Genomic DNA, 25,606 nt, shown 5'->3' with positions numbered 1-25,606 from the left:
ACGGTGCGCAAGGCGCCGGCCCTGATCGCCCTTGTGCTGCTCGCCGGTTGCGGGCGGCCAAAGGGTGATCCCGAGCCGGACATGCGCAAGATCGATTGCGCGCTGGGCGGCGCGACCGCGTTCGCGCCGCAGTGCGAGGTCGAACAGGCGGGCGCGATGCTGATCGTCCACGAACCGGGCGGCGCGTTCCGCCGGTTTCGCAAAGTCGATGACGGCCGCGGCGTGGTCGCAGCCGACGGCATGGAAGACGCGCACGTCGCGTGGATCGCCGATGGCATGCTCGAAGTCGCGGTGGGCCAGGATCGCTATCGCTTTCCGGCCAAAGTGAAGCCGGATGCGGCAGGGAAATAACACCCAGGTTCTGACCGTCGTCCAGATGCGCGCGGCGGAGGCGGCGCTGATCGCGCGCGGCGCCAGTGTCGCAAGCCTGATGGACCTGGCCGGTCGCGGCGCCGGTGCTTATGTCGATCGCATAGCCGCCACGCGCAAGGTCACGGTGTTGTGCGGGCCGGGCAACAACGGCGGCGATGGCTATGTCATCGCGCAATACTTGCGGGCGCTGGCCGTGCCGGTGTGCGTGATTGCGCCGCTGCCGCCGAAAACCGGCGCGGCATCGGCCGCACGCGCGGCGTACGGCGGCGAAATCATCGATGGCACGCCCGCAACGCTGCCGCGCGCTGACGTTCTGGTCGATTGCCTGTTCGGCAGCGGTCTGACCCGCCCGATCGATAGCGAAGTGTTCGCGCTGTTGGCCGGGCTATGCGAACGCCATCACCACTGCATCGCGATCGACGTGCCCAGCGGCGTCGATGCCGACAGCGGCGTAGCGCTCAATCCCGAAATGCCGCAATTCGATCTGACGATTGCGCTCGGCGCGTGGAAGCACGCGCATTTTGCCATGCCGTCTGCGCCGCTGATGGGCGATGTGCGGCTCGTGGATATCGGTTGCGCGGCCATGCCCGATGCGGCGCACCTGTTGCAGGCCCCGCATCTTGGCACGCCCGCGCCCGATGCGCACAAATACAGGCGCGGATTGCTGACAATCGTCGGCGGGGCGATGCCCGGCGCCACATTGCTGTCGGCGTTTGCGGCACGGCACGCCGGCGCTGGTTATCTGCGGCTGATTGCGGGTGCCGATCCGGGCCCGGTGCCGCATGATCTGGTGGTGTCGCATGACCGCCCGGAGCAGGTGCTGGCCGATAAACGGATTGCCGCGGTGCTGGTCGGTCCCGGCCTGGGGCGCGACGGCATCGCGCGCGAACGGCTGCATGCCGCATTGGCGGCAGGGTTCCCGACTGTCGTCGATGCCGATGCGCTGATGCTGCTGCGCTCGGGCCGGATCATCGGCGCGGTCACGATCCTGACCCCGCACGAAGGCGAACTGGCGGCGCTCGAACGCGCATTCGGCTTGCGCGGCGATGGCCTGAAACGCGACCGCGCGCTGAAACTGGCAGCGGCGAGCGGCGCCGTCGTCGTGGCCAAGGGGCCCGACACGGTGATCGCCGCGCCCGATGGCCGGCTGATCATCGCGCCGCGTGCCTCGACCTGGCTATCGGTCGCAGGCACCGGCGATGTGCTGGCCGGCATCGTGGCAAGCCGCCTGGCGGTTTCGAAGGATGCGCTGCGCGCCGCGGCCGAAGGCGTATGGCTGCACGGGCAGGCGGCACAGATCGCCGGGCCGGCCTTTGCCGCCAGCGACCTTGCAGACGCGGTACGTTTGGCCGTACGGGGCGCTTTATGACAGATAGCGTGACACATTCCGGACTTATCGTGCGCGTCGCCGCCAAAGGCGATGGCGCCACTGCCGATGGTCGCTACATGGCACTGGCTGCGCCGGGGGATACGATCGAGGCCGATGGCAGCCTGACTTTCGGCCCAGACCATGCCGACCCGGTGTGCCGCCATTTTCCAGTGTGCGGCTCGTGCCAGTTGCAGCATCTGTCGGACCGCGCATTGCAGGCCTATGTGACCGAACGCGTGGCGGGCGCAGCATTGGGGCAGGGGTTCGATCCCGGCGAAGTGCCCCTTGCGCACATCTCACCGCCCGGTGCGCGGCGGCGCGTGTCGCTGCATGCCCAGGCGGTCGGCATGCGCGTGGTCATCGGCTTTCGCGAACAGGGTTCGCACAAGATCATCGACTTGCGCCAATGCGAAGTGATGGCGCCCGCGCTGTTTGCGCTGGTGGCCCCGCTGCGCGATCTGTTCAGCGCGCGCGCCGATCGCAAATTGTCGGTCGAAGTCGACATGACCCTGGTCGACCAGGGCGTGGCGTTGTCCCTGACCGGTTACGAAGCGAAAGGTCTGGCTGCAACCGAGGCGCTGCTCGATTTCGCGCGCGACAATGCGTTGGCCCGGCTGACGCTCGACAACGGCCTGGGCCCCGAAACGACCTGGGAACCCGAGCCGGTCACGATCACGTTTCACGGTACACCGGTGGGCCTTCCGCCCGGCGCGTTCCTGCAGGCGACCGTCGATGGTGAAGCCGCACTTACGGGCCTTGCACGCGAATGGCTGGCTGGCGCAAAGGCTGTCGCAGATCTGTTTTCGGGCCTTGGCACATTCGCCTTTGCCTTTGCCGAAACCGGCGCGAAAGTGCTGGCGGTCGAGGGCGCACGCGATGCGCATCTCGCCTGCCAGTCGGCGGCGCGGATGCGCGGGCGCGCGGTCCATTGCCTGCACCGCGATCTGTTTCGCAACCCGCTGCGTCCCGAAGAACTCGACCGCTTCGGCGCGGTGCTGCTCGACCCTCCCCGTGCGGGCGCGCGCGAACAGATCGAACAGATCGCCGCGTCCAAAGTGGGGCGCGTGGTCTATGTCAGCTGCAACCCGGCGAGCTGGGCACGCGATGCCGCGCATCTTATCGCCGGCGGCTATCGCCTGGCAGGCTTGCGCGCGATCGGTCAGTTCCGCTGGTCGACCCATGTCGAACTGGCCAGCTTTTTCGTCCGCGATTAGGCGAGCGCACCCGCCAGGCACGACGCGACCGCACGGATCGCCAGCACCATCAGGCACGACGAATAGGCGATGAACAATCCGAACCGCACCGCGATGCGATTGACCAGCGCCTGCCACAACGAATGCACGATGCGCAGGGCAACATACAGCGCGGCGAAGACCACATCGATCCGCTCCGCCCCGGTCAGGGCCAGGATCACCGAGGCCGCATAGAACAGCGTCGGTTGCTCGGCCAGATTGATGAAATTGTGCGCCTTCCAGTTGACGCGGTCGGGCAAAAGCCGATCGAGCGCAGCCCCGCGTCCACCAGCCGGTGCCTTGCGCAACGCAGCGAGGCCACCCATCGCCCGGATCCGCGTGACCAGCATCCACACCAGCATGACCATCGACCACAGCACCAGCAGTGCAGCCGGCGCCAGCATCGCCGCGCGCATCGGGTCATTCATCGCCATCACCTGTGCTTAATCGGATGGTCAAGTGGCGCAGGCGCGGTTTGGATGTCAATCCACCCAATACGGACAGACAAAATCCCACCCCCCCCCCGCCCCCCCCCGCGTCATCCCGGGCTTGACCCGGGATTGTGCTTCCTTTTGCGCTGCGGTTCGTACGAGGGGTTAACGTCCCGCCACGTCGCAACGTTGCGCAAATGGCAGCGGGACCCCGGATCAAGCCCGGGGTGATGCGCGAGTTGAGTGTTGGTTTGATTGGGCTTGGTCTGTACGCCTCGTAACGCCTCAGTCCTCGCCCGACAGCACCCGCGCGAACGCGGCCGGATCAACATTCCCCCCCGATAACACAACCGCCGTCCGCCCATCACTCGGCACTTTACCGGCAACCAGCGCTGCCAATGCCGCCGCACCGCCAGGCTCGACCACCAGCCGTAACGCCGAAAACGCTAATCTTTGCGCCGCGCGAATTTCCTTTTCCGTCACCACCACACCCGTAACGTTGCGCTCCTGCATGACGGCAAAGTTGATCGGGAACGTCGCCATCGTCTGCAACGCGTCGCACGCCGTGGCCGGCGCATCGGGTGCGACCCCGACGATCTGCCCCGCCGCCAGGCTGCGCGTGACATCGTCCCAATGCTCGGGCTCCACCAGCACGACATCGACATCGGGGCATGCGAGCGCAAGTCCTGCGGCCAGGCCGCCGCCGCCACAAGGCGCCACGATCCGCGTCGGCGGCCCGCCGGCGCGTGCGATCATCTGTGCGACCAGTTCGATGCCGGCACTGCCCTGGCCCTCGATCACCCACGGATCGCCAAACGCATGCACCAGGATCGCGCCCGATCGGGCGATCAGATCGCCGGCAATCGCCTCTCGCGATTCCCGTCGCCGGTCATACAGCACCACCTCGGCACCCAGTGCGCGCGTGGCGTCCAGCTTTACCGCTGGCGCATCGGACGGCATCACGATCACCGCCGCAATCCCCAGCCGCGCCGCCGCCCACGCCACGCCCTGCGCATGGTTGCCGCTCGACACCGCAACGACTCCGCGTCCGCGTTCCTGCGCGCTCAGGTCGGTCAATCTATGCCATGCGCCGCGAATCTTGAACGCGCCCACCGGCTGCAAGCTTTCCGCCTTGCACCACACCGTCGCACCAGATGGCAAAACCAGCGGCAACACCGGCGTTGGGGGCAGCAGCGCAGCGATTTTGCCCGCCGCTCGCACCACGCCCTCGCGCGTTGGTTTACGACAATCGGAATGGGGACTTGGGTTTGTCATCATGATATCCTAAATGCCCCGTCCATTGCGCCTCGTGCGCCGATCTGCACAACCCCATTTCGATTATCGGGAGAATCCCCATGGCCAAAGTTCTTGTCATCGGCGCTGGCGGCGTCGGTTCGGTCGCTGTCCACAAGATGGCCTTCAATCCCGGCATTTTCGGCGAAATCGCGCTGGCCAGCCGGACAAAATCGAAATGCGATGCGATCGCCGCCTCGGTGTTGATGCGCACGGGCATCGACATTGCCACGTACCAGATCGACGCCGACGATGTCGCCGCGACGACCGCGCTGCTGCACGAGATCAAGCCGGTGCTCGTGGTCAATCTGGCGCTGCCGTACCAGGATCTCAACATCATGGACGCGTGCCTGGCGGCCGGCGTCAACTACATGGACACCGCCAACTACGAACCGCGCGACCAGGCCAAGTTCGAATACCAGTGGCAGTGGGATTACCAGGAACGGTTCCGCGCTGCCGGCCTGACCGCGCTGTTGGGATCGGGCTTCGACCCGGGCGTGACCAGCGTGTTTGCGATGTGGCTGAAGAAGCACAAGCTCGACACCATCCGCACGCTCGACATTCTCGATTGCAACGGCGGCGACCATGGTCAGGCGTTCGCGACCAATTTCAACCCGGAAATCAACATCCGCGAAGTGACTGCGCCCGCGCGCCACTGGGAAAGTGGCGCCTTTGTCGAGACCCCGCCGCTCAGCACGAAGCAGAGCTTCGACTTCGAAGCGGTCGGCCCGAAAAACATGTACATGATGTACCACGAAGAGCTGGAAAGCTTGGCGAAATTCATCCCCGAGATGGAACGCGCGCGGTTCTGGATGACGTTTGGCGATGCCTATATCACGCATCTGACCGTGCTGCAGAATGTCGGCATGACGCGGATCGATCCGGTGATCTACGAGGGCAAGGAAATCATTCCGCTGCAATTCCTCAAGGCCGTGCTGCCCGAGCCGGCCTCGCTGGGCCCGACGACCAAGGGCAAGACCAATATCGGCGATATTGCCACCGGCACCAAGGATGGCGTTGAAAAGACATTCTACATCTACAACATCTGCGACCACGAAGATGCGTACGAAGAAACCGGCAATCAGGCGGTCAGCTATACCACCGGCGTGCCCGCGATGATAGGCGCGGCGCTGCTGGTGCAGGGCGTGTGGGGCGGGGCAGGGGTGTTCAACATGGAACAGATGGATCCCGATCCGTTCATGGCGATGCTCAATGACCACGGCCTGCCGTGGCAGGTCAAGGAACTCGACGGACCGCTGGCGTTCTGATGGAAACGCGGGCTGGCGATCCGGGCGCATTTGCGCATTTCGATCTGTCGCGGGTCGACAGCCCGGCGTTTGTCGTCGATGCGGCGGTGTTGCGGCGCAATCTGGGTGTGCTCGCCGATATTCGCGACCGCAGCGGGATCAAGCTGCTTGCCGCGCTGAAGGCGTTCAGCATGTGGCGCGTGGCGCCGCTGATTGCGCGCCATCTCGATGGCGTATGTACGTCTGGCCTGTGGGAAGCGAAGCTGGCCGCCGAGCATTACCCGGGCGAGATTGCGACCTATTGCGCGGCATACAAGGCGGCTGATCTCCCCGAGATCGCGCGCATTTCAGACCACATCATTTTCAATTCGCCAGGGCAGATCGCACGGTTTGCCGATGTGCTGGCGGCGGCGCGCGTGCGGGGCGACAGCTTCGATGTGGGCCTGCGCATCAATCCGCTGCACGCGACCGGCGAAGTGCCGCGCTATGACCCGTGCGCGCCGCATTCGCGGCTGGGCTTTCCGATCGACCAATTGGCCCCTCAACATCTCGATGGCGTCGACGGCATCCATTTTCACACACTGTGCGAGCAGGATTTTGCCCCGTTGTGCGAAACCTGGGCGGCGATCAAACCGCGTCTGGCGCCGTATTTCGATCGGCTGACATGGCTGAATTTCGGCGGCGGTCATCATGTGACACGCGCCGATTATCAGCGCGACGATCTGGTCGAATTTCTGAAATCGGTCAAAGCCGAGACGGGGTGCGAGATTTATATGGAGCCGGGCGAAGCGGTCGCGCTCGATGCAGGCATCCTCGTGGGCACCGTCCTCGATACGCACGACAACGGCATGCCGCTGGCGATCACCGATATTTCGGCGACATGCCATATGCCCGATGTGATCGAGGCGCCGTATCGCCCCGCAATGTTGGGAGAACGCGGCGACGATGCCGCCGACGCGCCGGTACGTCTGGGCGGGCCGTCATGCCTGGCCGGCGATGTGATCGGCGATTATCGCCTGCCGGTGGTGTGCGAGGCAGGGGCGCGGTTCGCGTTTCTGGATCAGGCGCATTATTCGATGGTCAAGACCACGACATTCAACGGTGTCCCGCTGCCGTCGATCTGGCTGTGGGACAGCGAAACCGACGCGCTCGAGCGCGTGCGCAGCTTCAGCTATGAGGATTTCCGCGACCGCCTGTCGTAGGCAACGCACTCCCGCCACCGAAAAACCACGTCATCCCGGACCAGATCCGGGATTGTGCTTCTCCCTGCTTTCCACGGTTGTGCCAAAAAGAAGCCTTGTCCCGGATCAAGTCCGGGACGACGATGGGGAAGGGGAACCGTGACGTCTGCGCCGCATCAGGCGCTACGCGGATTCCCACGAACCCGGGAGAAACGCCGTGACCGAATCCACCCCTGACGCCATCGCCAGCGACCCGGTCACCATGGGCTGGATGCAGGGCTCGCCCCCGCCGCCAGAAAAACAGGTCCTGTGGCGCAACACCGATCACTGGCGCTTTCCCAAAACCCGCTGGGCATTTTCGCATTACCGCGACCTGATGCCGACCGCGCGCATCGCCGGCGGCAATGCGCTGGCTTTGCCGCGCGCGATCGACGAAACCCTGGGCCAATTGCTGTTCAACCCCCTGAACAGCGACACAGCGATGACGCTGGATCAGGGCCTGCTCGGCACATACGCCGACGGCGCGATGATCGTCCACAACGGCACCGTCATCTACGAACGCTGGTTCGGCGTGACCGGCCCCGAAACCCGGCACATCGCGTTTTCCGTCACCAAAAGCTTTGTCGGGACACTGGCGGCTGCGCTGATTGCGGAAGGGCGGCTCGACCCTGCGGCGCCGGTCAGTGCCTATGTCCCCGAACTGGATGCAAGCGGGTTCGGCAACGCCACCGTGCGGCAGGTCATGGACATGACCACCGCAGTCGATTTCAGCGAGGATTACACCGATTCGAGCTCCGGCATCGGCGGGCTCGCCATTTCTGCGGGCTTTACGCCGCCACCACCTGGCTACGACGGTCCGCACGACATCGCGACCTTCCTCACAACCGTTAAAGCCGCTGGCGAGCATGGACAGGCGTTCAAATACCGGACCTGCAACACCGATGTGCTTAACTGGGTCATCAGCCGGATCACCGGCAAATCGTTTGCGACCAACTTGTCCGAACGCATCTGGCAACCGTTGGGCCTCCACGACGCGGATGTAATGGTCGATGCGATCGGCACGCCGTTTGCCGGCGCGGGGCTGTGCCTGCGGCTGGAGGACCTGGCCCGGTTCGGCGAGGCGCTGCGGAGAGGCGGGCAGGGCGTAATCCCTGCGGCCGCAATCGATACGATCCGCCAGGGCGGCCGGCCGGACCAGTTCGACGCGGCCGCCTATCCGTCGCTGCCGGGATGGAGCTATGGCAACCAGTGGTGGCACAGCCATGGCGATGATGCGGCATTCACGGCGCGCGGCATCCATGGCCAGGCGCTGTGGGTGGCGCCGAAGTCGGATCTGGTGATCGCGCGGTTCGGGTCGCACCCGGTTGCCGGAAACGCGGGAAACGACCCGATTTCGATACCCATGTGGCAGGCGATCGGGCGTCATTTGCGCGAATAAAAGACAAGAATATTTCAGTTTTTTGACACTTATCAGATTTGCATCGTTTTCCACTTGAATACGGGGGGAAAGACCCTATTTACACCCCTCGCTGCCCCATGGGGACTTCCAAACCGCAAGGCAGCTTTGTTCAACAAATTTGTTTTGGGGGTCCCTTGAGTTGCACCATTATCCCGATGCTTTGGCCGTAGTCCGCGCAGCCGCGCCGGAACAACCTGTCATTCTCAATCGCCCGCACGCCGCCGCGCGTGCCGCCCGTTTCTTCGTCGAGAAGTTTCCGGGCAAGACCCTCTATGCCGTCAAGGCCAACCCGTCGCCCGACCTGATCCAGGTGCTGTGGGACAGCGGCGTCACGCATTACGATGTGGCCTCGATCGTCGAGGCGCGCCTGGTGCGCGGGCTGCTGCCCGACGCAGTGCTGTGCTTCATGCATCCGGTCAAATCCCCCGGCGCCATTGTCGAGGCCTATCGCGACCAGGGCGTGCGCACGTTCAGCCTCGATTCGATCGAGGAACTGGACAAGATCCGCGCTGCCACGACCCGTGCCAACGGCGGTGTCGAGCCGACCGACCTGACGCTGTGCGTGCGCCTGCGTGTCTCGTCCGAATATTCGGAATTGAGCCTCGCGGCAAAATTCGGCTGCGAACTGGGCGATGCGCGCGAGTTGCTGCAGGCCACGCGTCAGCTGGCCGACAGCCTGGGCATCTGCTTCCATGTCGGCAGCCAGGCGATGACGCCGTTTGCCTATGTGCAGGCGCTGGAAAAGGTGCGTGCGGCGATTGTCGATGCGTCGGTCACAGTCGACATCATCGATGTCGGCGGCGGCTTTCCGTCGATCTATCCCGGCATGGAACCGCCCCCGCTCGAAGATTTCTTCGCGCTGATCGATCGCACTTATGAATCGCTGCCGGTGTCGTATTCGGCCGAATTGTGGTGCGAACCGGGCCGTGCATTGTCGGCGGAATACAATTCGATGATCGTGCAGGTCGAACGCCGGCGCGACAACGAGCTGTATATCAACGACGGCGCCTATGGCGCGCTGTTCGATGCGTGCCATGTCGGCTGGCGTTTCCCCGTCAACCTGTTGCGCGACCAGAACGGTGTGTCCGAAACCGTGGCGTTCAGCTTTTATGGCCCGACGTGCGACGACATGGATTTCATGGCCGGCCCGTTCGAACTGCCTGCCGACATCCGCGCCGGCGACTATATCGAAATCGGCATGCTCGGCGCTTATGGCGCAGCAATGAAGACCGCGTTCAACGGTTTTGGCGACACGGCCGTGCACGAAGTCGGCGATGAACCGATGTCGAGCCAGTATCGCGGCAACCGTCGCGATCCGCGCGTCAGCGATAATGTGGTGTCGCTGCGCTGATTTGATTGTCTCGAGTTAAGCAAGGGCCTCGCCATTCGGCGGGGCCCTTTTTGTTTGGTGATCGGCTTGGTCGATCATTGTAACCAGACAAATCCATTTTGCCTTTCGTTCGGTGCGGTGCACCCCCACCCTGTCTGGTGCTGACCCCTTATGGTCGTATCGGACATCGATGCGGCAAGGGCAGCCGTTTCGTCAGGTCGTGTATTCCTGCAATTGATCCGGCGCGGTTGTGAACCCGCGTTTCCGGCAGGGGCAAGTGTGCGGCCGAAGAAGGGGTGCCCGAACCTGATGATGAGGATGTTGAAATGCGATCTTCCCTTTCCGCGCTGGCGCTTGCGCTGGCATTTGCAGTGCCCATGGCAGGACATGCGGCCGAGGCCACATTGGTTGCCACGCCGGACAAACCGACCAACAGTGTCGATTGGTGGCCTGACCGCCTCGACCTGGGCGCGCTTCGCCAGAACGAAGCCGTCGCCAATCCCTACGGCCCCGATTTCGACTATGCCAAGGCTTTCGTCACGCTCGATCTCAAGGCGGTCAAAGCCGATATCGCCAAAGTCCTGACGACGTCGCAGCCCTGGTGGCCGGCCGATTATGGCAATTACGGCCCGTTCTTCATCCGTATGGCCTGGCACAGCGCCGGCACCTATCGCACGATCGATGGTCGTGGCGGCGGCGCGGGTGGCGAACAGCGGTTCGAACCGCTGAATTCCTGGCCCGACAACGCCAACCTCGACAAGGCGCGCCGCCTGCTCTGGCCGATCAAGCAGAAATATGGCCGGCGTCTGTCGTGGGGCGATCTGATGGTGCTGACAGGCAATGTCGCGCTGGAACAGATGGGTTTCAAGACGCTTGGTTTTGGCGGTGGCCGCGCTGATTCGTGGCAGCCCGACGTGGTCTATTGGGGTACGGAACGAAAGTGGATGGCCGCCGATGGCAACCGTGAAGATCCGCACCGCAATCTGAAGGGGCCGCTCGCCGCTGTGCAGATGGGTCTGATCTATGTGAACCCTGAAGGCCCCAATGCCAACGCCGACCCGATTTCGGCCGCGTATGACATTCGTCAGGCATTCGGGCGGATGGCAATGAACGACGAGGAAATCGTCGCCCTGATCGCTGGTGGCCACACATTCGGCAAAGCCCATGGCGCGCATCCCGCGACATGCGTCGGCGCAGCACCCGCCGCCGCTCCGATCGAGGCGCAAGGCACCGGCTGGAAAAACAATTGCGGCACCGGTGTCGGCGCCGATGCCGTGACCAGCGGTCTGGAAGGCGCGTGGTCGGCCAGCCCGATCACGTTCACCACGCAATATCTCGACAATCTGTTCGCGTATGACTGGGTCAGGACCAAGAGCCCGGCCGGTGCAGGACAATGGGCACCGAAGAACGCGGCCGATGTCCAGATCGTTCCCGATGCTTTCGACGCGTCGAAGCACCACGCGCCGATGATGTTCACCACCGACATCGCGGTCAAGGAAGACCCGGCATTTCGTGCGATCGCGCTGCGCTTCCAGAAGGATCCGCAGCAGTTCGCCGATGCGTTTGCACGCGCCTGGTTCAAGCTGACGCATCGCGACATGGGACCAAAGACGCGGTACATCGGCAGCGAAGTTCCGCAGCAGTCGTTTTCGTGGCAGGATCCGTTGCCGGTCGAAACCCATGCGTTGATCGACATGACCGATGCCGCAGCCATCGAAACCAAAGTGCTGGACAGCGGCCTGACCCGCCCGCAACTAATCCGCACGGCCTGGGCGGCAGCGTCGACCTATCGTGGAACGGACATGCGTGGCGGCGTCAACGGCGCGCGCATCCGGCTTGCCCCGGAAAAGGACTGGGCGGTCAACGATCCGGCCGAACTGAACAAAGTGCTGACGGTGCTGGAAAAGATCCGCACCGACTTCAATCGCCATGCCGTTGGCGGCAAGCAGGTTAGCCTGGCCGATGTGATCGTCCTGGCAGGCAACGCGGCGGTCAGCCAGGCGGCGTCGAAGGCCGGCGTGACTTTGGCCCTGCCGTTTACACCCGGCCGGGTCGATGCAGCGCAGGACCAGACCGATGTCGCGTCCTTCACCGTGCTGGAGCCAAAGGCCGATGGTTTCCGCAACTACTACACCGCCGACAGCTATCTCGCGCCCGCGCCTGCGCTGATCGACAGGGCCAACCTGCTCGGCCTGACCGTACCCGAAATGACCGCGCTCGTGGGCGGCCTGCGCGTGCTCGATGCCAATGCCGGCGGATCGCACGCGGGCGAATTCACCAGCCGGCCCGGCGTCCTGACGAACGATTTCTTCGTCAACCTGCTCGATATGGGCACTGTGTGGAAAAAGGCAAACGGCAGCACGGCCCTGTACGAAGGCCACGACCGCACCAGTGGCGCGATGAAATGGACCGCAACCCCGGTCGACCTGGTGTTCGGCTCCAATTCGGAATTGCGCGCAGTATCTGAAGCCTATGCCTCGAACGATGGCCGCGAACAGTTTGTGCGCGACTTCGCCAAGGCCTGGACCAAGGTGATGAACGCCGACCGGTTCTGAACGCAAACGAAAAAAGCCCCTCCCGATACGGGGAGGGGCTTTTTGGATCAGAACTTTACGTTTGCGCTGATGCGGAACGAGCGGCCGAAAACAGCATCGTATTCCTTGTTGGTGCTGAATTCGGGGATCGGCCCGGCATGGGTGACGCCCAGGCCGAGGATGTTGTTGACGATCGCCCGGATGGTGAAATGGTCGGTGACGTTGATGCCGACCGAGGTGTTGGCCATCCAGTATGCGCTGACCTTGTAGTATTCATAGTCCTTCGCCGCAGCATTCGGATTGACGACGGTAGGGCCGTCATAGATCACTGTCCATGACCAGTCGAACTTCTTGGTCAGCCAGGTGATCTGCGTAGTCACTGCGTCCGCCGGTTCGCCAATGGCATCATGGTTGTACTGAAGGCTGCCATTACCGACCTGATACTGGTTCTTGATTTCATGCAGGTAGTTAACAGCGATATTCATCGTTCCGTTGTCGTCGCGGCCAATGCCGAACGGGGTAAACGGGAAGTGATAATTCGCATTGGCCTGGACCGCGCGATAGGTCTGCGAACCGATGTTGATAAAGTTGTCGTTAAACGAGGTGATCTGCTTCGTATTCGGATCGCGCACGAACGTGCTGCAGAATGGCGAATTGGGATAGCTAGGCGAGTCATAGCACGCCTGCATATCGGGCCCGACGCCGGGCTGCAGGATCTCGTTCTGAATATTGATATGGATATAGTCGGCGGTCAGCGACAGGCCGCGAATGAATGTCGGCTTCCATCCGCCACCGACCGTCCAGCTCTTGGCGAGTTCGTTCTGGAGATGGAGGTTGCCACCGGCAAGACCCTGCGCTGTCGCGGAAACGATCGATGACGAAAATGGTTGGCCGTTGATCATCGCGCCAGGGCCCACGCCTGCTGCGGTGCAGTTTGCAGCGCGGACAGCGGGATTGGAGCCGCCGTTGATGAAGCGTGGATCGCACGGATCATTGCCGGCCTCAAAAGTAGTACCGCTCGGCGCAAAGAGTTCGGTAACCGATGGCTGGCGGAACGAGCGGGTGTAATTACCGCGGAAGGTCAGGCTGGGGATTGGCGAATAGTCGCCGCCGCCGGTGTAAGACCAGAACCCGCCATTGGTCGAGTTGTCAGTGTAACGCGCCGCGCCGTGGGCGTTCAGACTGCTGATCAGCGGAACATTCATCGATTCCCCGACCAGCGGAATGCTGAGTTCACCAAATGCTTCGTGCGTATGATACGAACCCGAAACCGGTGACATCGGGGCAGACTGGCTTACGCCGCTCTCGAAGAAGTACCCCGGATCGAAAGCCTGGCTTTCCCGGCGGACTTCCGCACCCAGCACGACTTTGAGATCGCCACCGGGCAGGTGCGCAATATCGCCCTTGATATCGACCACACCGTCGAGCTGCTTGTTGACCTGGTTCGAAGATGCGTTGGCGGTGATATAGGCCAACGCAGCCGCGCTGGCATGACCCGTCCCGAACACATTAAGCGGCGAACAGGTGCTGCTTTGCGTGGCAATTGGCGCATTTGCATAGCCGGCTGCGCACTGGATGCCATTCGCGCCCTGAACGGCGTCGAGCGCATTCAATTCGTTCTGGAAAACAATGCCCGGTTGCGAGGTTTTGGTTTTGGTCTGGCCGTAGTTGATCGTGCCTTCCCACGTAAAGGTATGCGTCCCGACCTTGAAATCGCCATCGACCCCGCCGACAAACCGCGCCAGATCACCCCGGGTGGAAAATTGACCCTGATAAAGATCGGTGTTGGCGCGCGCGAGGTAGAATGTGCCGGGATCCTGGCCGGCGGCAACCAGGTTGGCCTTGATCGTCGCCTGGTCTGCCGCACTCAGGTAGGGGTTGCTGCTCGACAACGCGTAGTTGCCGTATGAAATGCCGGCACCGCCAGGGCCCGAAAACAGCGCGGTGTTGTACAGGGTCTGCTCTGCGGTATTGCTGGAAACATCACGGCTCAGCCAGGCTTCGCCATGGATGCGGAAGTGATCGCTGATATCGAAGTGGGTGAGCAAAGTCGCCTGCAGGCGGTGGCTCTGGCTGATCAGGTTGCCATAATCGGCTGTCTTGAAACCGTCGCCGCCCGCTTCGTCTTCATAATCGCCCACGATCGTGCCGTGCTGAAACGGCACGAGCTTGCCCGCCTGGTTGAAAAACAGGCTTTGGCCCGCGGCATTGACGATCGACTGGTAGGGTGCGCCAAAAAACGGGTCCTGAGCGCCGCCGGGCGATCCGCCGGGAAACGGCAGGTTGTCGATCGCGCTCGGGATGCCCGTGTTCGATACGACGGCAAACCGGCTGCCACCGAAATACGCGATGTTCTGAGGACCCGTGACCTGGTTTGTCTGGCCCAGAAACGGCGCGTTTGCGCTCGTGACATAACGGGCGCCGGTCGTCACGCCGGCCTGGTTGTCGTAATAGACGTTCAAGGTGATATTGCCGCGCCCGCCGGCAAAGTTCTTGCCGAGCAACAGCGAGAAGTTGTAATCCTGGCCATCGCCCTTTTGCGAAATGCCCTGGTTTGCGGTGAGGTCGATCCCCTCGAAATTCTTCTTCAGGACAAAGTTGACGGTGCCCGCGATCGCATCCGAACCATAGATCGGCGCGCCCCCGACCGACACGACATCGATATGATCGATCAACGCCGGCGCGATCGCGCTCACGTCGACCGGGCTGCCGGCCGGTACCGAGCTGAAGATCGACGAGTTCGCCCCGTTGACAAACCGCTGGCCGTTGACCAGCGTCAACGTGTGCTGCGCCCCGAGGTTGTAGAGGTTGAGGAACGTCTGGCCGGCGCCGAACGAACCCTGAGTGGCGGCCGGGCTGTTGGCGGGGACGCCGAACATCGGCAGATCGGTCAGCGCCTGACCGACGTTGGTATATCCCTGGGTGGTGATCTGGGAACCGGTGATCGCGTTGACCGGGGTGTCCGACACTTTGCGCGACAGGCGCGTACCGGTGACGATGATCGCGTCATTGACTTTTTCATCGGCCTTGGTGCCGGCCGGCGTGTTGATGTCGGGTACGGATTGCGCATGCACGATCCCCGGCAAAGCGCACGCCATGGCCAGTGTCGAGACGGCCAGCCGCAATGGCCGGCTCTTGCTGTTGATTGATCGCATGCGGTGACCCCCTTGTTTTTTCACTTGGTCGCACAACAATGTCATTTTGTTCCAAGCGCAACAGATTTGTCGGGCAGTTGTATCCGCCCGGTGACGAACGCAGGTTTGCACGGGATTTGGTAAAGATCCTGCGAACGCCGAAGCGCCGGTTTTCCTCTATTATTTCGGGGTGTTGCGTGCTTGCCACGGTCTGACGCAAATAAAACCGGGCCGGTTTGTACGTACCCGGTTTGTATCGGATCGGGCCATCGAGCATCAAATATGGCCCGACGATTCGCAACTGGCTGACATCAAAAGTGTCGCGATGCTGAACGTCCGACGAAAAATCAGGCCGCCCGGCGCTTTTCCAGTTCGAGCCGCTGCCAGATTTCGGTCAGCGCATTGGTCAGTTCGACCATCATCGCGCGGGTATGCTGCGGGCCCGGTGTAAAGCGCAGGCGTTCGGTGCCGCGCGGCACGGTCGGGAAATTGATCGGCTGCACATAAACGCCGTATTCGGCCAGCAGGATGTCGCTGACTTTCTTGGCGCGCACCGGGTCGCCGACCATCAGCGGCACGATATGCGTGGTCGACGGCATCACGGGCAGGTGCGCCTGCGCAAACAGCGACTTGAGCGTGGCGGCAGCCTCCTGCTGCGCCTCGCGCTCCACGCTCGATGCCTTCAGGTGGCGCACGGCGGCAAGCACGCCTGCGACCAGCACCGGCGACAGCGATGTCGTGAAGATAAAGCCTGGCGCATACGAGCGGATCACATCGACAATCCGGCGGTCGGCGGCGATATAGCCGCCCATCACGCCAAACGCCTTGCCCAGCGTGCCTTCGATGATATCGATGCGGTGTGCGGCTTCGTCGCGTTCGGAAATGCCGCCGCCGCGCGCGCCGTACATGCCCACGGCATGCACTTCGTCGATATAGGTCAGCGCGTTGTACTTTTCCGCCAGGTCACAGATCGCGTGGATCGGCGCGATGTCGGCATCCATCGAATAGACGCTTTCAAACGCGATCAGCTTGGGCACCGCCGGGTCGGTTTCGGCCAGCAGCGCCTCAAGGTGTTCGACATCGTTGTGACGAAACACTTTCTTTTCCGCGCCCGAATTGCGGATGCCCGCGATCATCGAGGCGTGGTTCAGTTCGTCCGAAAATATCACGCAGCCGGGCAGGACCTTGGCCAGTGTCGACAGCGTGGCGTCGTTGGAAACATAGCCCGATGTGAACAGCAGCGCGGCTTCCTTGCCATGCAGGTCGGCCAGCTCGGTTTCCAGATCGATATGGTAATGCGTGTTGCCGCCGATATTGCGCGTGCCGCCGGAACCCGCGCCGACATCGTGCAGCGCTTCCTCCATCGCGGCGATCACCTTGGGATGCTGGCCCATCGCGAGGTAATCGTTGGAACACCACACGGTGATCGGCTTTGGCCCGTTGTGCCCGGCAAAGCACCGTGCATTGGGATAGGCGCCCTTGTTGCGCAGGATATCGATGAAAACCCGGTAACGGCCTTCGGAATGGAGCCGGTCGATCGCGGAGTCAAAAACCTCTTCGTAATTCACCCGCCGCTCCTTTGTCCCACCGTCTTGCGCGCCAGTGGTCCGATATCGCCGTCCAAAAAACCCATCAGGCGTGGCGGCGCCGATGCTTTACCCCTGTTATTACAGATTTGCCAACCGCTTTTGAGGGCACTCCAACGCGCTCAGAAAACGGCAGTACGGTGCAGTCCGGCGGCCGCCAGGGCAGGGGCCAGGTCGGTCAGATCGGGCTCGTCGCGCGTAAACAGCGCAAGGTCTGGCTCCGTGCGTTCGAACGCCTGTCCCTGGGTCAGCGACACGATCCGCTGCGCAATCCCGGCTGCACCATCGATAAACCGCACGCCGGGGCCAAACGCCATGCCAAGCTGGTCCGCAATCAGCGGGAAATGCGTGCAGGCGAGCACCACAGTGTCGATACGCTCGCCTCCGGGCATTGCGCGCAAGCCATCGGCGGCGCGCATGGCGGCGGCCGGATCAACGGGCCGCCCGCGCAAGTGGGCCTCGGCCATGGTTACCAGGTCGGGCACACCATGACGCAACAGGATCTTGTCTGCGGCAAATTGCGCCTCCAACCGGTCGACATACCCCTGGCGGATCGTGGCTTCGGTGCCGAGCAGGCCGATCACGCCGGTCCGTGTCATCGCGGCGGCCGGCTTGATCGCGGGCACGGTGCCCACGATCGGCACTTCCAGCACGTCGCGCACCGCGGCCAGCGCGATCGTCGATGCGGTGTTGCACGCAATGCACACCAGCCGCGGGCGCAGCCGCTCGGTCATGCGGCCGAGCAGGCCCGACACGCGCGCAGCAATCTCCGCCTCGGATTTGCCGCCATACGGCAGCCCGGCATTGTCGGCGACATAGATCACCGGCGCCGCCGGCAGCACCGCGCGCAATGCCGCCAGCACCGACAGGCCGCCAACGCCGGAGTCGAACATCAGGATGGGTTTGGATGCAGCGCCGCTCATATGCGCAGCGATATGGCGCGTGGCGACGCAAACGTCGATACCTGAACGGGCGAAATCTCTCGCCAATTCAAAACCTCCGGTGAACACAAACACCTCTCGTCTTCCCGGGCTTGACCCGGGATCCCGCTTTCTTTGGCGCTGTTGTGTGTGGGGCGAAGAAAGCACAATCCCGGGTCAAGCCCGGGATGACGTGGTATTTGCAAGCAAATGCAGCGCAAGATTGACTCATGCCAGCGCTTATGGAGCCAGCCCGAGGCGGAGAAACTGGCATCTGCACAATATCCCCTTTCTCGCGATTTTTGCGCTCCCCTTTGTCGTGCTGGTTGGCTAAGCCGCGCGAGAACCAGAGGGCGGGCAGGTATGATGATCGGCGATCCGTTGCGCGATGTGCTTTACGCGGTCGTGATCGGCTATGCACTCGGCTCGATCCCGTTCGGGCTGATCCTCACGCGGATCACCGGGGCTGGCGATCTGCGCACGATCGGGTCGGGCAATATCGGCGCGACGAATGTGCTGCGTACCGGGCGCAAGGGGCTGGCGGCGGCAACATTGCTGCTCGACATGGCCAAGGGCGCAGCAGCGGTGCTGATCGCGCGACATGTCTGGCCGGGGTCCGAAAGCGCGGCGGCGGCGGCCGCGATCATCGGGCATTGCTATCCGGTGTGGCTGCGGTTTCGCGGGGGCAAGGGCGTGGCGACGCTGATGGGCGTGGCGGTCGCACTGGCCTGGCCGATCGGGCTGGTCTACGCGCTGGTGTGGCTGGGGCTGCTGTATGTCTCGCGGGTGTCCTCGCTTGCCGGGATGGCGGCGGCGGTTTCGGCGCCGATTACCGCGCTGGTGCTGGGGCATCTCGATTATGCGCAAGTGCTGGCGCCGCTCGCGCTGCTGGTGCTGTGGCTGCACAAGGCGAATATCGCGCGGCTGCGCGCCGGAACCGAGCCGCGCGTCGGCACATCGCGCGCATGACGCCGCCGCTCGATCCAGCGGAACGATTGGCGCGGGTCCGGCTGTTGCGATCGCCCAATGTCGGCCCGGTCACGTATTACCATCTGCTGCGCCGGTTCGGCAGCGCGCTGGCGGCATTGCCCGCGTTGCCCGATCTGGCAAGGCGGGGCGGGGGCGCGCGCGGATATGTCCTGGCAGACGCTGCCAGGATCGAAGCCGAATTCGAGGCAGCGGCGCGCAGCCATGCGCAACACGTGTTCCACGACGAAGCAGAATACCCGCTGACTCTGCTGGCGGTGGATACTCCGCCGCCCGTCCTGACCGTACGCGGCAACCTGGCCTTGTTTGATCAGCCCGGCGTGGCGATGGTCGGCGCGCGCAATGCCTCTGCGGGCGCGGTGCGTCTGGCGCGTGATTTTGCCGCGGGCCTCGCATCGCGCGGGTTTGTCGTGGTGTCGGGCCTGGCGCGCGGCATCGATGCCGCGGCACATACCGGCGCGCTGCACGGCATGGCCGGCGACGGGGGCACGATCGCGGTGATCGCCGGCGGGATCGATGTGGTCTATCCCCCCGAACACGCCGCGTTGCAGGACCGGATTGCGGCCCAGGGCCTGCTGGTCGCCGAAATGCCACCCGGGACCGAGCCGCAGGCGCGCCATTTCCCGTCGCGCAACCGGATCATTGCCGGGCTTGCCGCCGGGACAGTCGTGGTCGAGGCGGCGATCAAATCGGGATCGCTGATCACGGCGCGGCTCGCCGCCGAATATGGGCGCGAAGTGATGGCGGTGCCTGGTTCGCCGCTCGACGCGCGGTCGCACGGATGCAATCACCTGATCCGCGAAGGCGCCATTCTGGTCCAGAGCGCCGATGACATTGCCGAACTGGTCGACACGTTCGAGGGCACCGCGCGATCGACATTCCGCGATGGCGCCTTGTCCGAATACCTGGCGGGCGACGCCGACAGCGCCGGCGTGGTGGACCGGATTGCGGGTTTGGTTGGTGTTGCGCCGGTTGCCATCGACGAATTGATCCGTCAAAGCGGCGCGACGCCTGGTGCGGTGGCGGACGCGCTGCTCGACCTGGAACTTGCCGGACGACTGGAACGTCATGCGGGCGGCCGGGTCAGTTTGATACCTCCAAGTTCCGCTTGACGGGGGGGCTGGGGTTTCCCCACCCTCGCGTACGTACACGTAAGCCGCCCCAGATCGGGCCCATTTCGAATTTCAGGACTCTGCGTCATCCCATGAAACTGGTCATCGTCGAATCCCCGGCCAAAGCCAAAACGATCGAGAAGTATCTCGGGCCCGGCTACAAAGTGCTCGCCTCGTATGGTCATGTCCGCGACTTGCCGGTCAAGGATGGCTCGGTGCGCCCCGACGAAGACTTCGCGATGGATTGGGAGCCCTATGCCGACAAGGCGTCGCGCATCAAGGAAATCTCCGACGCGGCCAAAGGCGCCGAAGCGCTGATCCTGGCGACCGACCCCGACCGCGAGGGTGAGGCGATTTCGTGGCACGTCCGCGAATTGCTGACCAAGCGCCGCGCGCTGCCCAAGAATGTGTCGCGCGTGACGTTCAACGCGATCACGAAGCCGACCGTTCTGGCCGCGATGGCCGCCCCGCGCGAACTCGATCAGGATCTGATCGATGCCTATCTGGCGCGCCGCGCACTCGATTACCTGTTCGGCTTCACGCTGTCGCCGGTGCTGTGGCGCAAGCTGCCCGGCGCCAAGTCGGCGGGCCGCGTGCAATCGGTATCGCTACGCCTGATCGTCGAGCGCGAGCGCGAGATCGAAGCGTTCCGTAGCCAGGAATACTGGTCGGTGCTGGCGCGCCTGGAGCATGCGGGCACCGCCTTTGCTGCGCGCCTGGTCCGTTTCGACGGGCAGAAACTCGAACGCCTGTCGCTGGGCGATGAAGGCGCGGCGATGCGCGCCAAGGATACGGTCGAGGCCGCGACATTCCGCGTCGAGGATGTCGAGACCAAGCCGACGCGGCGCCATCCGCAGCCGCCGTTCACGACCTCGACGATCCAGCAGGAGGCCGCACGCAAGCTCGGTTTTTCGGCCAGCCACACGATGCGCGTGGCGCAGACGCTATATGAAGCCGGCGCGATCACCTATATGCGCACCGACGGCGTGCAGATGGACCCGTCGGCGATTTCGGACGCGCGCAAGGTCATTTCGGACAGGTTCAACGGGCACTACCTGCCCGACAAGCCGCGTCATTACGAAACCAAGGCGAAGAACGCGCAGGAAGCGCACGAGGCAATCCGCCCGACCGAATTTGCGCGCGACCATTTCGGATCGGGCGACGAGGCGCGGCTGTATGACCTGGTGTGGAAACGTGCGCTGTCGAGCCAGATGGCGTCTGCCAATCTGGAACGCACGACGGTCACCTTGCGCGAAGGCACGGGCAAACATGAATTGCGCGCGACCGGCCAGGTCGTGAAATTCGCCGGGTTCCTGGCGGTCTATGAAGAAGGCCGCGACCAGAAGCCCGATGGCGACGATGATGACAGCGGCCTGCTGCCGGCGATGGCCAAGGGCGATCTGCCCGCCAAGCGCAGTGTCGAGGCCACGCAGCATTTCACCCAGCCGCCGCCGCGCTATTCCGAGGCCTCGCTGGTCAAGCGCCTGGAAGAGCTCGGCATCGGCCGGCCGTCGACATATGCGTCGACCTTGCAGGTGCTGAAGGACCGCAATTATGTGCGGACCGAAAAGAACCGGTTCTTTGCCGAGGAATCGGGCCGGTTGTTGACCGCGTTTCTCGAACGCTTTTTCGATCGCTACGTCGCGTACGATTTCACGGCCGGGATGGAAGAAGAACTCGATGACGTTTCGGGCGGCCGGGCGGTCTGGCGCGACGTGCTCGCTGCGTTCTGGCGCGATTTCAAACCGAAATCCGACGAAGTCATGGAGCGCAAGCCGAGCGAGGTGACCGCCGAGCTCGACGTGTTCCTGGCCGATTACCTGTTTCCGCCGCGCGAAGATGGCACCGATCCGCGCATATGTCCCAAATGCGTCGGCGGGCACCTGGCGCTGCGCGGCGGCAAATATGGCGCGTTCGTCGCGTGCTCGAACTACCCCGAGTGCAAGTTCACGCGCAAATTCGCGCAAGGCGGCGGCGTCGATGGCGATGCGGGCGCGAACGATGACGTCGTCCTCGGACGCGATCCGGTGCACGACATGGAAGTCGTGCGCCGCACCGGGCGCTTCGGGCCTTATGTGCAACTGGGCGACGGCAAGGACGCCAAGCGCGCGTCGATCCCCAAGGATATCGGCGAACTCGATCTGGAATGGGCGCTGAAGCTGCTGTCGCTGCCACGCGAAGTGGGCACGCATCCCGAAAGCGGCAAGCCGATCATGGCCTCGATCGGCCGCTATGGCCCTTATCTGGCGCATGAAGGCAAATATGCCCGGCTGCGTGCCACCGCGGAAGTGTTCGAAACCGGTATGAACGCCGCGGTTGTCAAACTCGCCGAAGCGGCGACCGGTGCCGGTGCGCGCGGCGGACGTGCGGGCACCGAACCGTTGAAGGTGCTGGGGCCGCATCCGGTGTCGGGCACCGAAATGAAGGTTATGGCAGGGCGATACGGCGCCTATGTCACCGATGGCACGACCAACGCCACGCTGCCCAAGGACAAGACCCCCGAAGCGTTGACCCCCGAAGAAGCCGCCGCGTTGATCGATGCACGCGCCGCTGCTGCGCCGGCCAAGGGCGGACGCAAGAAGGCACCGGCCAAGAAAGCGGCGGCCGCAAAAAAGCCCGCGGCCAGGAAGGCGCCCGCGAAGAAAGCTGCGGCCAAATCCAGGAAAGTGACCGCAGATTGAGTTATCGGTCAGAAGGTTCGCAGATTTTCTTGGCGATGTTTTTGTAAACAGCGCCATCTTCTGTTTTGTAATCCGGAAATCTCAGGTAAAATTCGGCAATCCGGCAGTTTTCAGGATAGTATCTGTTTAGATAATTATCGACGGTCGGCGTGTAGCGCGCGTCGTACCCGCCACCGTCACCATGACGACCTTCGGTGATGAAAAATGCGAAATGGTGCTGCTGAATCATGGATAGAAACGGCGCTTCCGGCCATATGCCTTCGCTTGCCAATTCGGCAAAAATTGATGGCTCCCACTGCACGGATTTTCCGCCGCGCAGAATTGCGACCATGTCGTCCGATATGACCGGATGCTGCGCATCGCGCACCAAAGATACGATCTGCTCGAGTTTGGCGGAATGCGGCGATTTCTGATCATAATCAGGATCCAGCATCGCATAAAGCAAAACCGCCTGCAGGCATATCAGCCAGGGCAATAACACCAGCGCAAGTGCCGGCCGTCGCGTTTGGTCGGGCGTCAAAATCCACGAGACCAGATCAACCAGGATCAGACCAGCGTAGATTGCCAGCACGCAGATCCATTCAAGAAAATAATTGTAGGATGCGCCGGATTTGAAAACGAGTGCCAGCATGGCTGTGGTTGCGACAAGATAAAGACCAAGCATGACCGCGCGAGCGTTATCCGGATCGTCGCGCAAGCGTTCGGGGATCGTAGCGATCGAGCCGCCTTTTATCGTCGAGCGGAAATGAACAATGGCGACTGCGATTGCTGCGCTGATGTAAGCGACGTGTTCGCCCAGCTGCGTCACTAGCATGAAACCCGATTTCAAGCGAAACCGGTTCAGATTATACAGCACGATGTGGTGCAAAAACCCGCCATTGGTGTGTATTTCGAGCAACGCCAGCGTTGCAAGCGCCAGCACAAGGCCGGTGGCAATCCCCGCAAAAGCGGTACGCGGGCGAACGAGGAGCAGCGTTGCAAAGACCGCGAACGGCGCGGCAAGTGCGGTTTGCTTGGTGAAGATCGCCGCGACGAAACACATTGCGGCAATATGCACCAGGCGCGGGAATCGAATGGCGCACATCCCGCAATACAATCCACACAATGTCCATGCCAGACACAGCATGTCCACGCGCATGACAGTTGCCCAGGCAAAAAATGGCTTGCTGTTAAGGGCCATCATCGCCGCCATTATGCCACAAATGACCTGAATCCTCGACAGCGACGGCCGTTTGGCGAATCGGGCGACGATGACCGCAATCATCGTGACCGTGATCAGCGTGGCTATTGCGGATACGAGGCGCCCGGCTGCAAGCTGATCCATGCGCAGCGCGTCGGCGGTTAGCGCGGACGTCACATGGTATAGCGGCGGATAATGAAAGACGATGGCGGGAAACCTGTCGATTGGCGCGTAGCCTTGGCCGGTCATGATGAAGCGCATCTGCTGCCACACAATGCCTTCGCCGTAATCCAGCCCATATGGAAAACGCACGATGTTGTAACTCAGGACGCAGTACCGGATCGTGCCGGCAATCAGCGCCATAGTTGCGGCGCAAAGGCCAATTCCGGCAAAAATTCGTGATTGTAACTGACGTACCAGACCGGAAAACATTGTGTGGTTATCCCAACGCGTATACTCATATTCGGATGTGGAAAGGCCAGCCGGGCGTCAGGTCGTGCCCAACCGCCGCCAGCCCCAGACAATACCGAAGATCATGCGCATTCCAACCTGCAGCCCACGCAAATTGTTGACATTGCCGCCCTTGCTCACGCCCACACGAGGGTGAAAGGTTATGGGGCATTCAACGAGCGTAAAGCCTTCGCCAAGCAAAGTATCAAGAAAATGGGCATTGAATTCGAGATTTACACTCGGATCGAGCATGGGCAGCAGGCGGGTAAGGGGTTCTCTCCAGCACAATTTATACGTAGTGCCGACGTCGGTAATCGTTCCGCGCCCGAGATGCTTGGCCTCCAGGAGTTTGCCGACGAAGACATTCCCGTAATACATGAACGTCGTCAATTGGGTAAGGTACTGCCGCAAGGGTTCCACGGTTCGTGTGCCGTTGACGACATCGCTATGCGGTGCATAGGCGATCAGCTTTTCGATATCGTATGCGCGAAACGTCAGGTCGCCTTCGCACAATACGATCAGGTCGGTGTCATCATACCGGATCGCCTCTGACAGGCAGCGGAACACGCAGCGTCCATACCCGGGGGCAAGTTCATTGATCGTTACGGCTCCTGCTGCGCTCGCGCGTTCAAACGTGGCATCAGTGCTGTTGTTGCTCACCACGATGACACGGTTGACCAGCGAGTGGGCCAGGAAATCACGCACCGCATCGGCAATGCTGCCTTCGTCATTGTACGCGGTCAAGGCGACGGTGACCCGGCGGTTTGGCATATCCTTGAATTGTACCGGAATATTCGGGCGCTTGAGATTAAGCAGAATGAGCAGGTCGCCCAGTATGAAAATAATACCGGCAACCGTTGGAATACCACTATACCAGACGATCCACCCGCTGACCGCGCGCAAAGTTGCATTCAGTCCAAAAAACAACCGCGGAAAAATCATCAATACACCGACGAGATACATTGTTATTCCAATCGTGGACAACAATACTCCGTAAAGCAGGATCGGGATTTTCGAAAAACGGTGGTATTTGTCGCGACGATTCAATTCCTCGCCTAGCTCGGATTGCCGTGCAGTGTCATGTTTTCCGTCTAATTCGAGCATTTGC

18 protein-coding genes are annotated in these 25,606 nt (G+C 62.6%); 11 read left to right on the top strand and 7 right to left on the bottom strand.

What is annotated here, in order from left to right:
* The first annotated feature begins 3 nt into the window (after window positions 1-3).
* Genes ACOOE2_RS10820 through ACOOE2_RS10810 form a run of 3 tightly spaced genes read left to right on the top strand, consistent with a single transcriptional unit; the run spans window position 4 to window position 2,955 of the window.
* Window positions 4-351 carry a hypothetical protein gene (locus tag ACOOE2_RS10820; protein WP_420383010.1) on the top strand — a complete coding sequence of 116 codons (348 nt, stop codon included), beginning with the start codon at window positions 4-6 and terminating at the stop codon, window positions 349-351.
* Window positions 335-1,741 (top strand): NAD(P)H-hydrate dehydratase, encoded by a 1,407-nt coding sequence (locus ACOOE2_RS10815; RefSeq protein WP_420383009.1) that lies wholly within the window; start codon window positions 335-337, stop codon window positions 1,739-1,741. Before ACOOE2_RS10820 ends, ACOOE2_RS10815 begins: the two co-directional genes overlap by 17 nt.
* A gap of 8 nt (window positions 1,742-1,749) precedes the next feature.
* Window positions 1,750-2,955, top strand: coding sequence for a class I SAM-dependent RNA methyltransferase (locus ACOOE2_RS10810; RefSeq protein ID WP_420383008.1), 1,206 nt, complete (start codon window positions 1,750-1,752; stop codon window positions 2,953-2,955).
* On the opposite strand, the gene ACOOE2_RS10805 is transcribed toward ACOOE2_RS10810, so the two are convergent.
* Window positions 2,952-3,407, bottom strand: coding sequence for an MAPEG family protein (locus ACOOE2_RS10805; RefSeq protein ID WP_420383007.1), 456 nt, complete (start codon window positions 3,405-3,407; stop codon window positions 2,952-2,954). The genes ACOOE2_RS10810 and ACOOE2_RS10805 overlap by 4 nt on opposite strands.
* A gap of 282 nt (window positions 3,408-3,689) precedes the next feature.
* Window positions 3,690-4,679, bottom strand: a complete 990-nt coding sequence (locus tag ACOOE2_RS10800) for a threonine ammonia-lyase (protein ID WP_420383006.1) — start codon at window positions 4,677-4,679, stop codon at window positions 3,690-3,692.
* A gap of 80 nt (window positions 4,680-4,759) precedes the next feature.
* Between ACOOE2_RS10800 and ACOOE2_RS10795 the strand changes: the two genes are divergently transcribed.
* The 5 genes from ACOOE2_RS10795 to katG all read left to right on the top strand — a co-directional run bounded on the left by ACOOE2_RS10795 (window position 4,760) and on the right by katG (window position 12,469).
* Window positions 4,760-5,965: a saccharopine dehydrogenase family protein gene (locus tag ACOOE2_RS10795; protein WP_420383005.1), complete on the top strand. Its 1,206-nt coding sequence runs from the start codon at window positions 4,760-4,762 to the stop codon at window positions 5,963-5,965.
* Window positions 5,965-7,146 (top strand): carboxynorspermidine decarboxylase, encoded by a 1,182-nt coding sequence (locus ACOOE2_RS10790; protein ID WP_420383004.1) that lies wholly within the window; start codon window positions 5,965-5,967, stop codon window positions 7,144-7,146. The genes ACOOE2_RS10795 and ACOOE2_RS10790 overlap by 1 nt, the downstream gene beginning before the upstream one ends.
* A gap of 196 nt (window positions 7,147-7,342) precedes the next feature.
* Window positions 7,343-8,563 (top strand): serine hydrolase domain-containing protein, encoded by a 1,221-nt coding sequence (locus ACOOE2_RS10785; RefSeq protein ID WP_420383003.1) that lies wholly within the window; start codon window positions 7,343-7,345, stop codon window positions 8,561-8,563.
* Window positions 8,564-8,723: 160 nt separating this feature from the next.
* Window positions 8,724-9,935: a type III PLP-dependent enzyme gene (locus tag ACOOE2_RS10780; protein WP_420383002.1), complete on the top strand. Its 1,212-nt coding sequence runs from the start codon at window positions 8,724-8,726 to the stop codon at window positions 9,933-9,935.
* A 305-nt stretch (window positions 9,936-10,240) separates the two neighbouring features.
* Entirely contained in the window at window positions 10,241-12,469 is a 2,229-nt protein-coding gene (gene katG, locus ACOOE2_RS10775; RefSeq protein ID WP_420383001.1) for a catalase/peroxidase HPI, read from the top strand.
* A 47-nt stretch (window positions 12,470-12,516) separates the two neighbouring features.
* Here the strand turns inward: katG and ACOOE2_RS10770 are convergent, their stop codons facing one another.
* The 3 genes from ACOOE2_RS10770 to murI all read right to left on the bottom strand — a co-directional run bounded on the left by ACOOE2_RS10770 (window position 12,517) and on the right by murI (window position 18,091).
* The gene (locus tag ACOOE2_RS10770) at window positions 12,517-15,603 is read right to left on the bottom strand and encodes a TonB-dependent receptor domain-containing protein (RefSeq protein ID WP_420383000.1); all 3,087 of its coding nucleotides are present in this window, start codon (window positions 15,601-15,603) and stop codon (window positions 12,517-12,519) included.
* A gap of 326 nt (window positions 15,604-15,929) precedes the next feature.
* The gene (hemA, locus tag ACOOE2_RS10765) at window positions 15,930-17,150 is read right to left on the bottom strand and encodes a 5-aminolevulinate synthase (protein WP_420382999.1); all 1,221 of its coding nucleotides are present in this window, start codon (window positions 17,148-17,150) and stop codon (window positions 15,930-15,932) included.
* A 140-nt stretch (window positions 17,151-17,290) separates the two neighbouring features.
* The gene (murI, locus tag ACOOE2_RS10760) at window positions 17,291-18,091 is read right to left on the bottom strand and encodes a glutamate racemase (RefSeq protein WP_420384597.1); all 801 of its coding nucleotides are present in this window, start codon (window positions 18,089-18,091) and stop codon (window positions 17,291-17,293) included.
* Between the two features lie 360 nt (window positions 18,092-18,451).
* On the opposite strand from murI, the gene plsY reads away from it, so the two are divergent.
* From plsY to topA, 3 genes are all read left to right on the top strand, one after another.
* Window positions 18,452-19,057, top strand: coding sequence for a glycerol-3-phosphate 1-O-acyltransferase PlsY (gene plsY, locus ACOOE2_RS10755; RefSeq protein WP_420382998.1), 606 nt, complete (start codon window positions 18,452-18,454; stop codon window positions 19,055-19,057).
* Window positions 19,054-20,187, top strand: coding sequence for a DNA-processing protein DprA (gene dprA / locus ACOOE2_RS10750; RefSeq protein WP_420382997.1), 1,134 nt, complete (start codon window positions 19,054-19,056; stop codon window positions 20,185-20,187). The genes plsY and dprA overlap by 4 nt, the downstream gene beginning before the upstream one ends.
* A 92-nt stretch (window positions 20,188-20,279) precedes the next feature.
* Window positions 20,280-22,868: a type I DNA topoisomerase gene (topA, locus tag ACOOE2_RS10745; protein WP_420382996.1), complete on the top strand. Its 2,589-nt coding sequence runs from the start codon at window positions 20,280-20,282 to the stop codon at window positions 22,866-22,868.
* 1 nt (window position 22,869) lies between these two features.
* On the opposite strand, the gene ACOOE2_RS10740 is transcribed toward topA, so the two are convergent.
* Together ACOOE2_RS10740 and ACOOE2_RS10735 are read right to left on the bottom strand one after the other, a co-directional pair.
* On the bottom strand, window positions 22,870-24,480 hold the full coding sequence (locus tag ACOOE2_RS10740; protein ID WP_420382995.1) for a hypothetical protein: 1,611 nt from the start codon (window positions 24,478-24,480) through the stop codon (window positions 22,870-22,872).
* A gap of 57 nt (window positions 24,481-24,537) precedes the next feature.
* Window positions 24,538-25,602: a glycosyltransferase gene (locus tag ACOOE2_RS10735; RefSeq protein WP_420382994.1), complete on the bottom strand. Its 1,065-nt coding sequence runs from the start codon at window positions 25,600-25,602 to the stop codon at window positions 24,538-24,540.
* Window positions 25,603-25,606: the final 4 nt, after the last annotated feature.

Origin of the sequence: Novosphingobium sp., from assembly GCF_965214355.1 — a bacterium.
In the GTDB taxonomy this organism is placed as follows: domain Bacteria; phylum Pseudomonadota; class Alphaproteobacteria; order Sphingomonadales; family Sphingomonadaceae; genus Novosphingobium.
Note: the sequence above shows the minus strand (reverse complement) of the source record. Positions and strands in the feature narration are given on the sequence as shown.

Bases quoted from the DNA above. Each gene is read 5' to 3' on its own strand.
- ACOOE2_RS10815 (WP_420383009.1), top strand. From the start codon at position 335: ATGCGGCAGGGAAATAACACCCAGGTTCTGACCGTCGTCCAGATGCGC.
- ACOOE2_RS10805 (WP_420383007.1), bottom strand. From the start codon at position 3,407: ATGGCGATGAATGACCCGATGCGCGCGGCGATGCTGGCGCCGGCTGCA.
- ACOOE2_RS10800 (WP_420383006.1), bottom strand. From the start codon at position 4,679: ATGACAAACCCAAGTCCCCATTCCGATTGTCGTAAACCAACGCGCGAG.
- ACOOE2_RS10795 (WP_420383005.1), top strand. From the start codon at position 4,760: ATGGCCAAAGTTCTTGTCATCGGCGCTGGCGGCGTCGGTTCGGTCGCT.
- ACOOE2_RS10790 (WP_420383004.1), top strand. From the start codon at position 5,965: ATGGAAACGCGGGCTGGCGATCCGGGCGCATTTGCGCATTTCGATCTG.
- katG (WP_420383001.1), top strand. From the start codon at position 10,241: ATGCGATCTTCCCTTTCCGCGCTGGCGCTTGCGCTGGCATTTGCAGTG.
- ACOOE2_RS10770 (WP_420383000.1), bottom strand. From the start codon at position 15,603: ATGCGATCAATCAACAGCAAGAGCCGGCCATTGCGGCTGGCCGTCTCG.
- murI (WP_420384597.1), bottom strand. From the start codon at position 18,091: ATGAGCGGCGCTGCATCCAAACCCATCCTGATGTTCGACTCCGGCGTT.
- plsY (WP_420382998.1), top strand. From the start codon at position 18,452: ATGATGATCGGCGATCCGTTGCGCGATGTGCTTTACGCGGTCGTGATC.
- dprA (WP_420382997.1), top strand. From the start codon at position 19,054: ATGACGCCGCCGCTCGATCCAGCGGAACGATTGGCGCGGGTCCGGCTG.
- topA (WP_420382996.1), top strand. From the start codon at position 20,280: ATGAAACTGGTCATCGTCGAATCCCCGGCCAAAGCCAAAACGATCGAG.
- ACOOE2_RS10740 (WP_420382995.1), bottom strand. From the start codon at position 24,480: ATGTTTTCCGGTCTGGTACGTCAGTTACAATCACGAATTTTTGCCGGA.
- ACOOE2_RS10735 (WP_420382994.1), bottom strand. From the start codon at position 25,602: ATGCTCGAATTAGACGGAAAACATGACACTGCACGGCAATCCGAGCTA.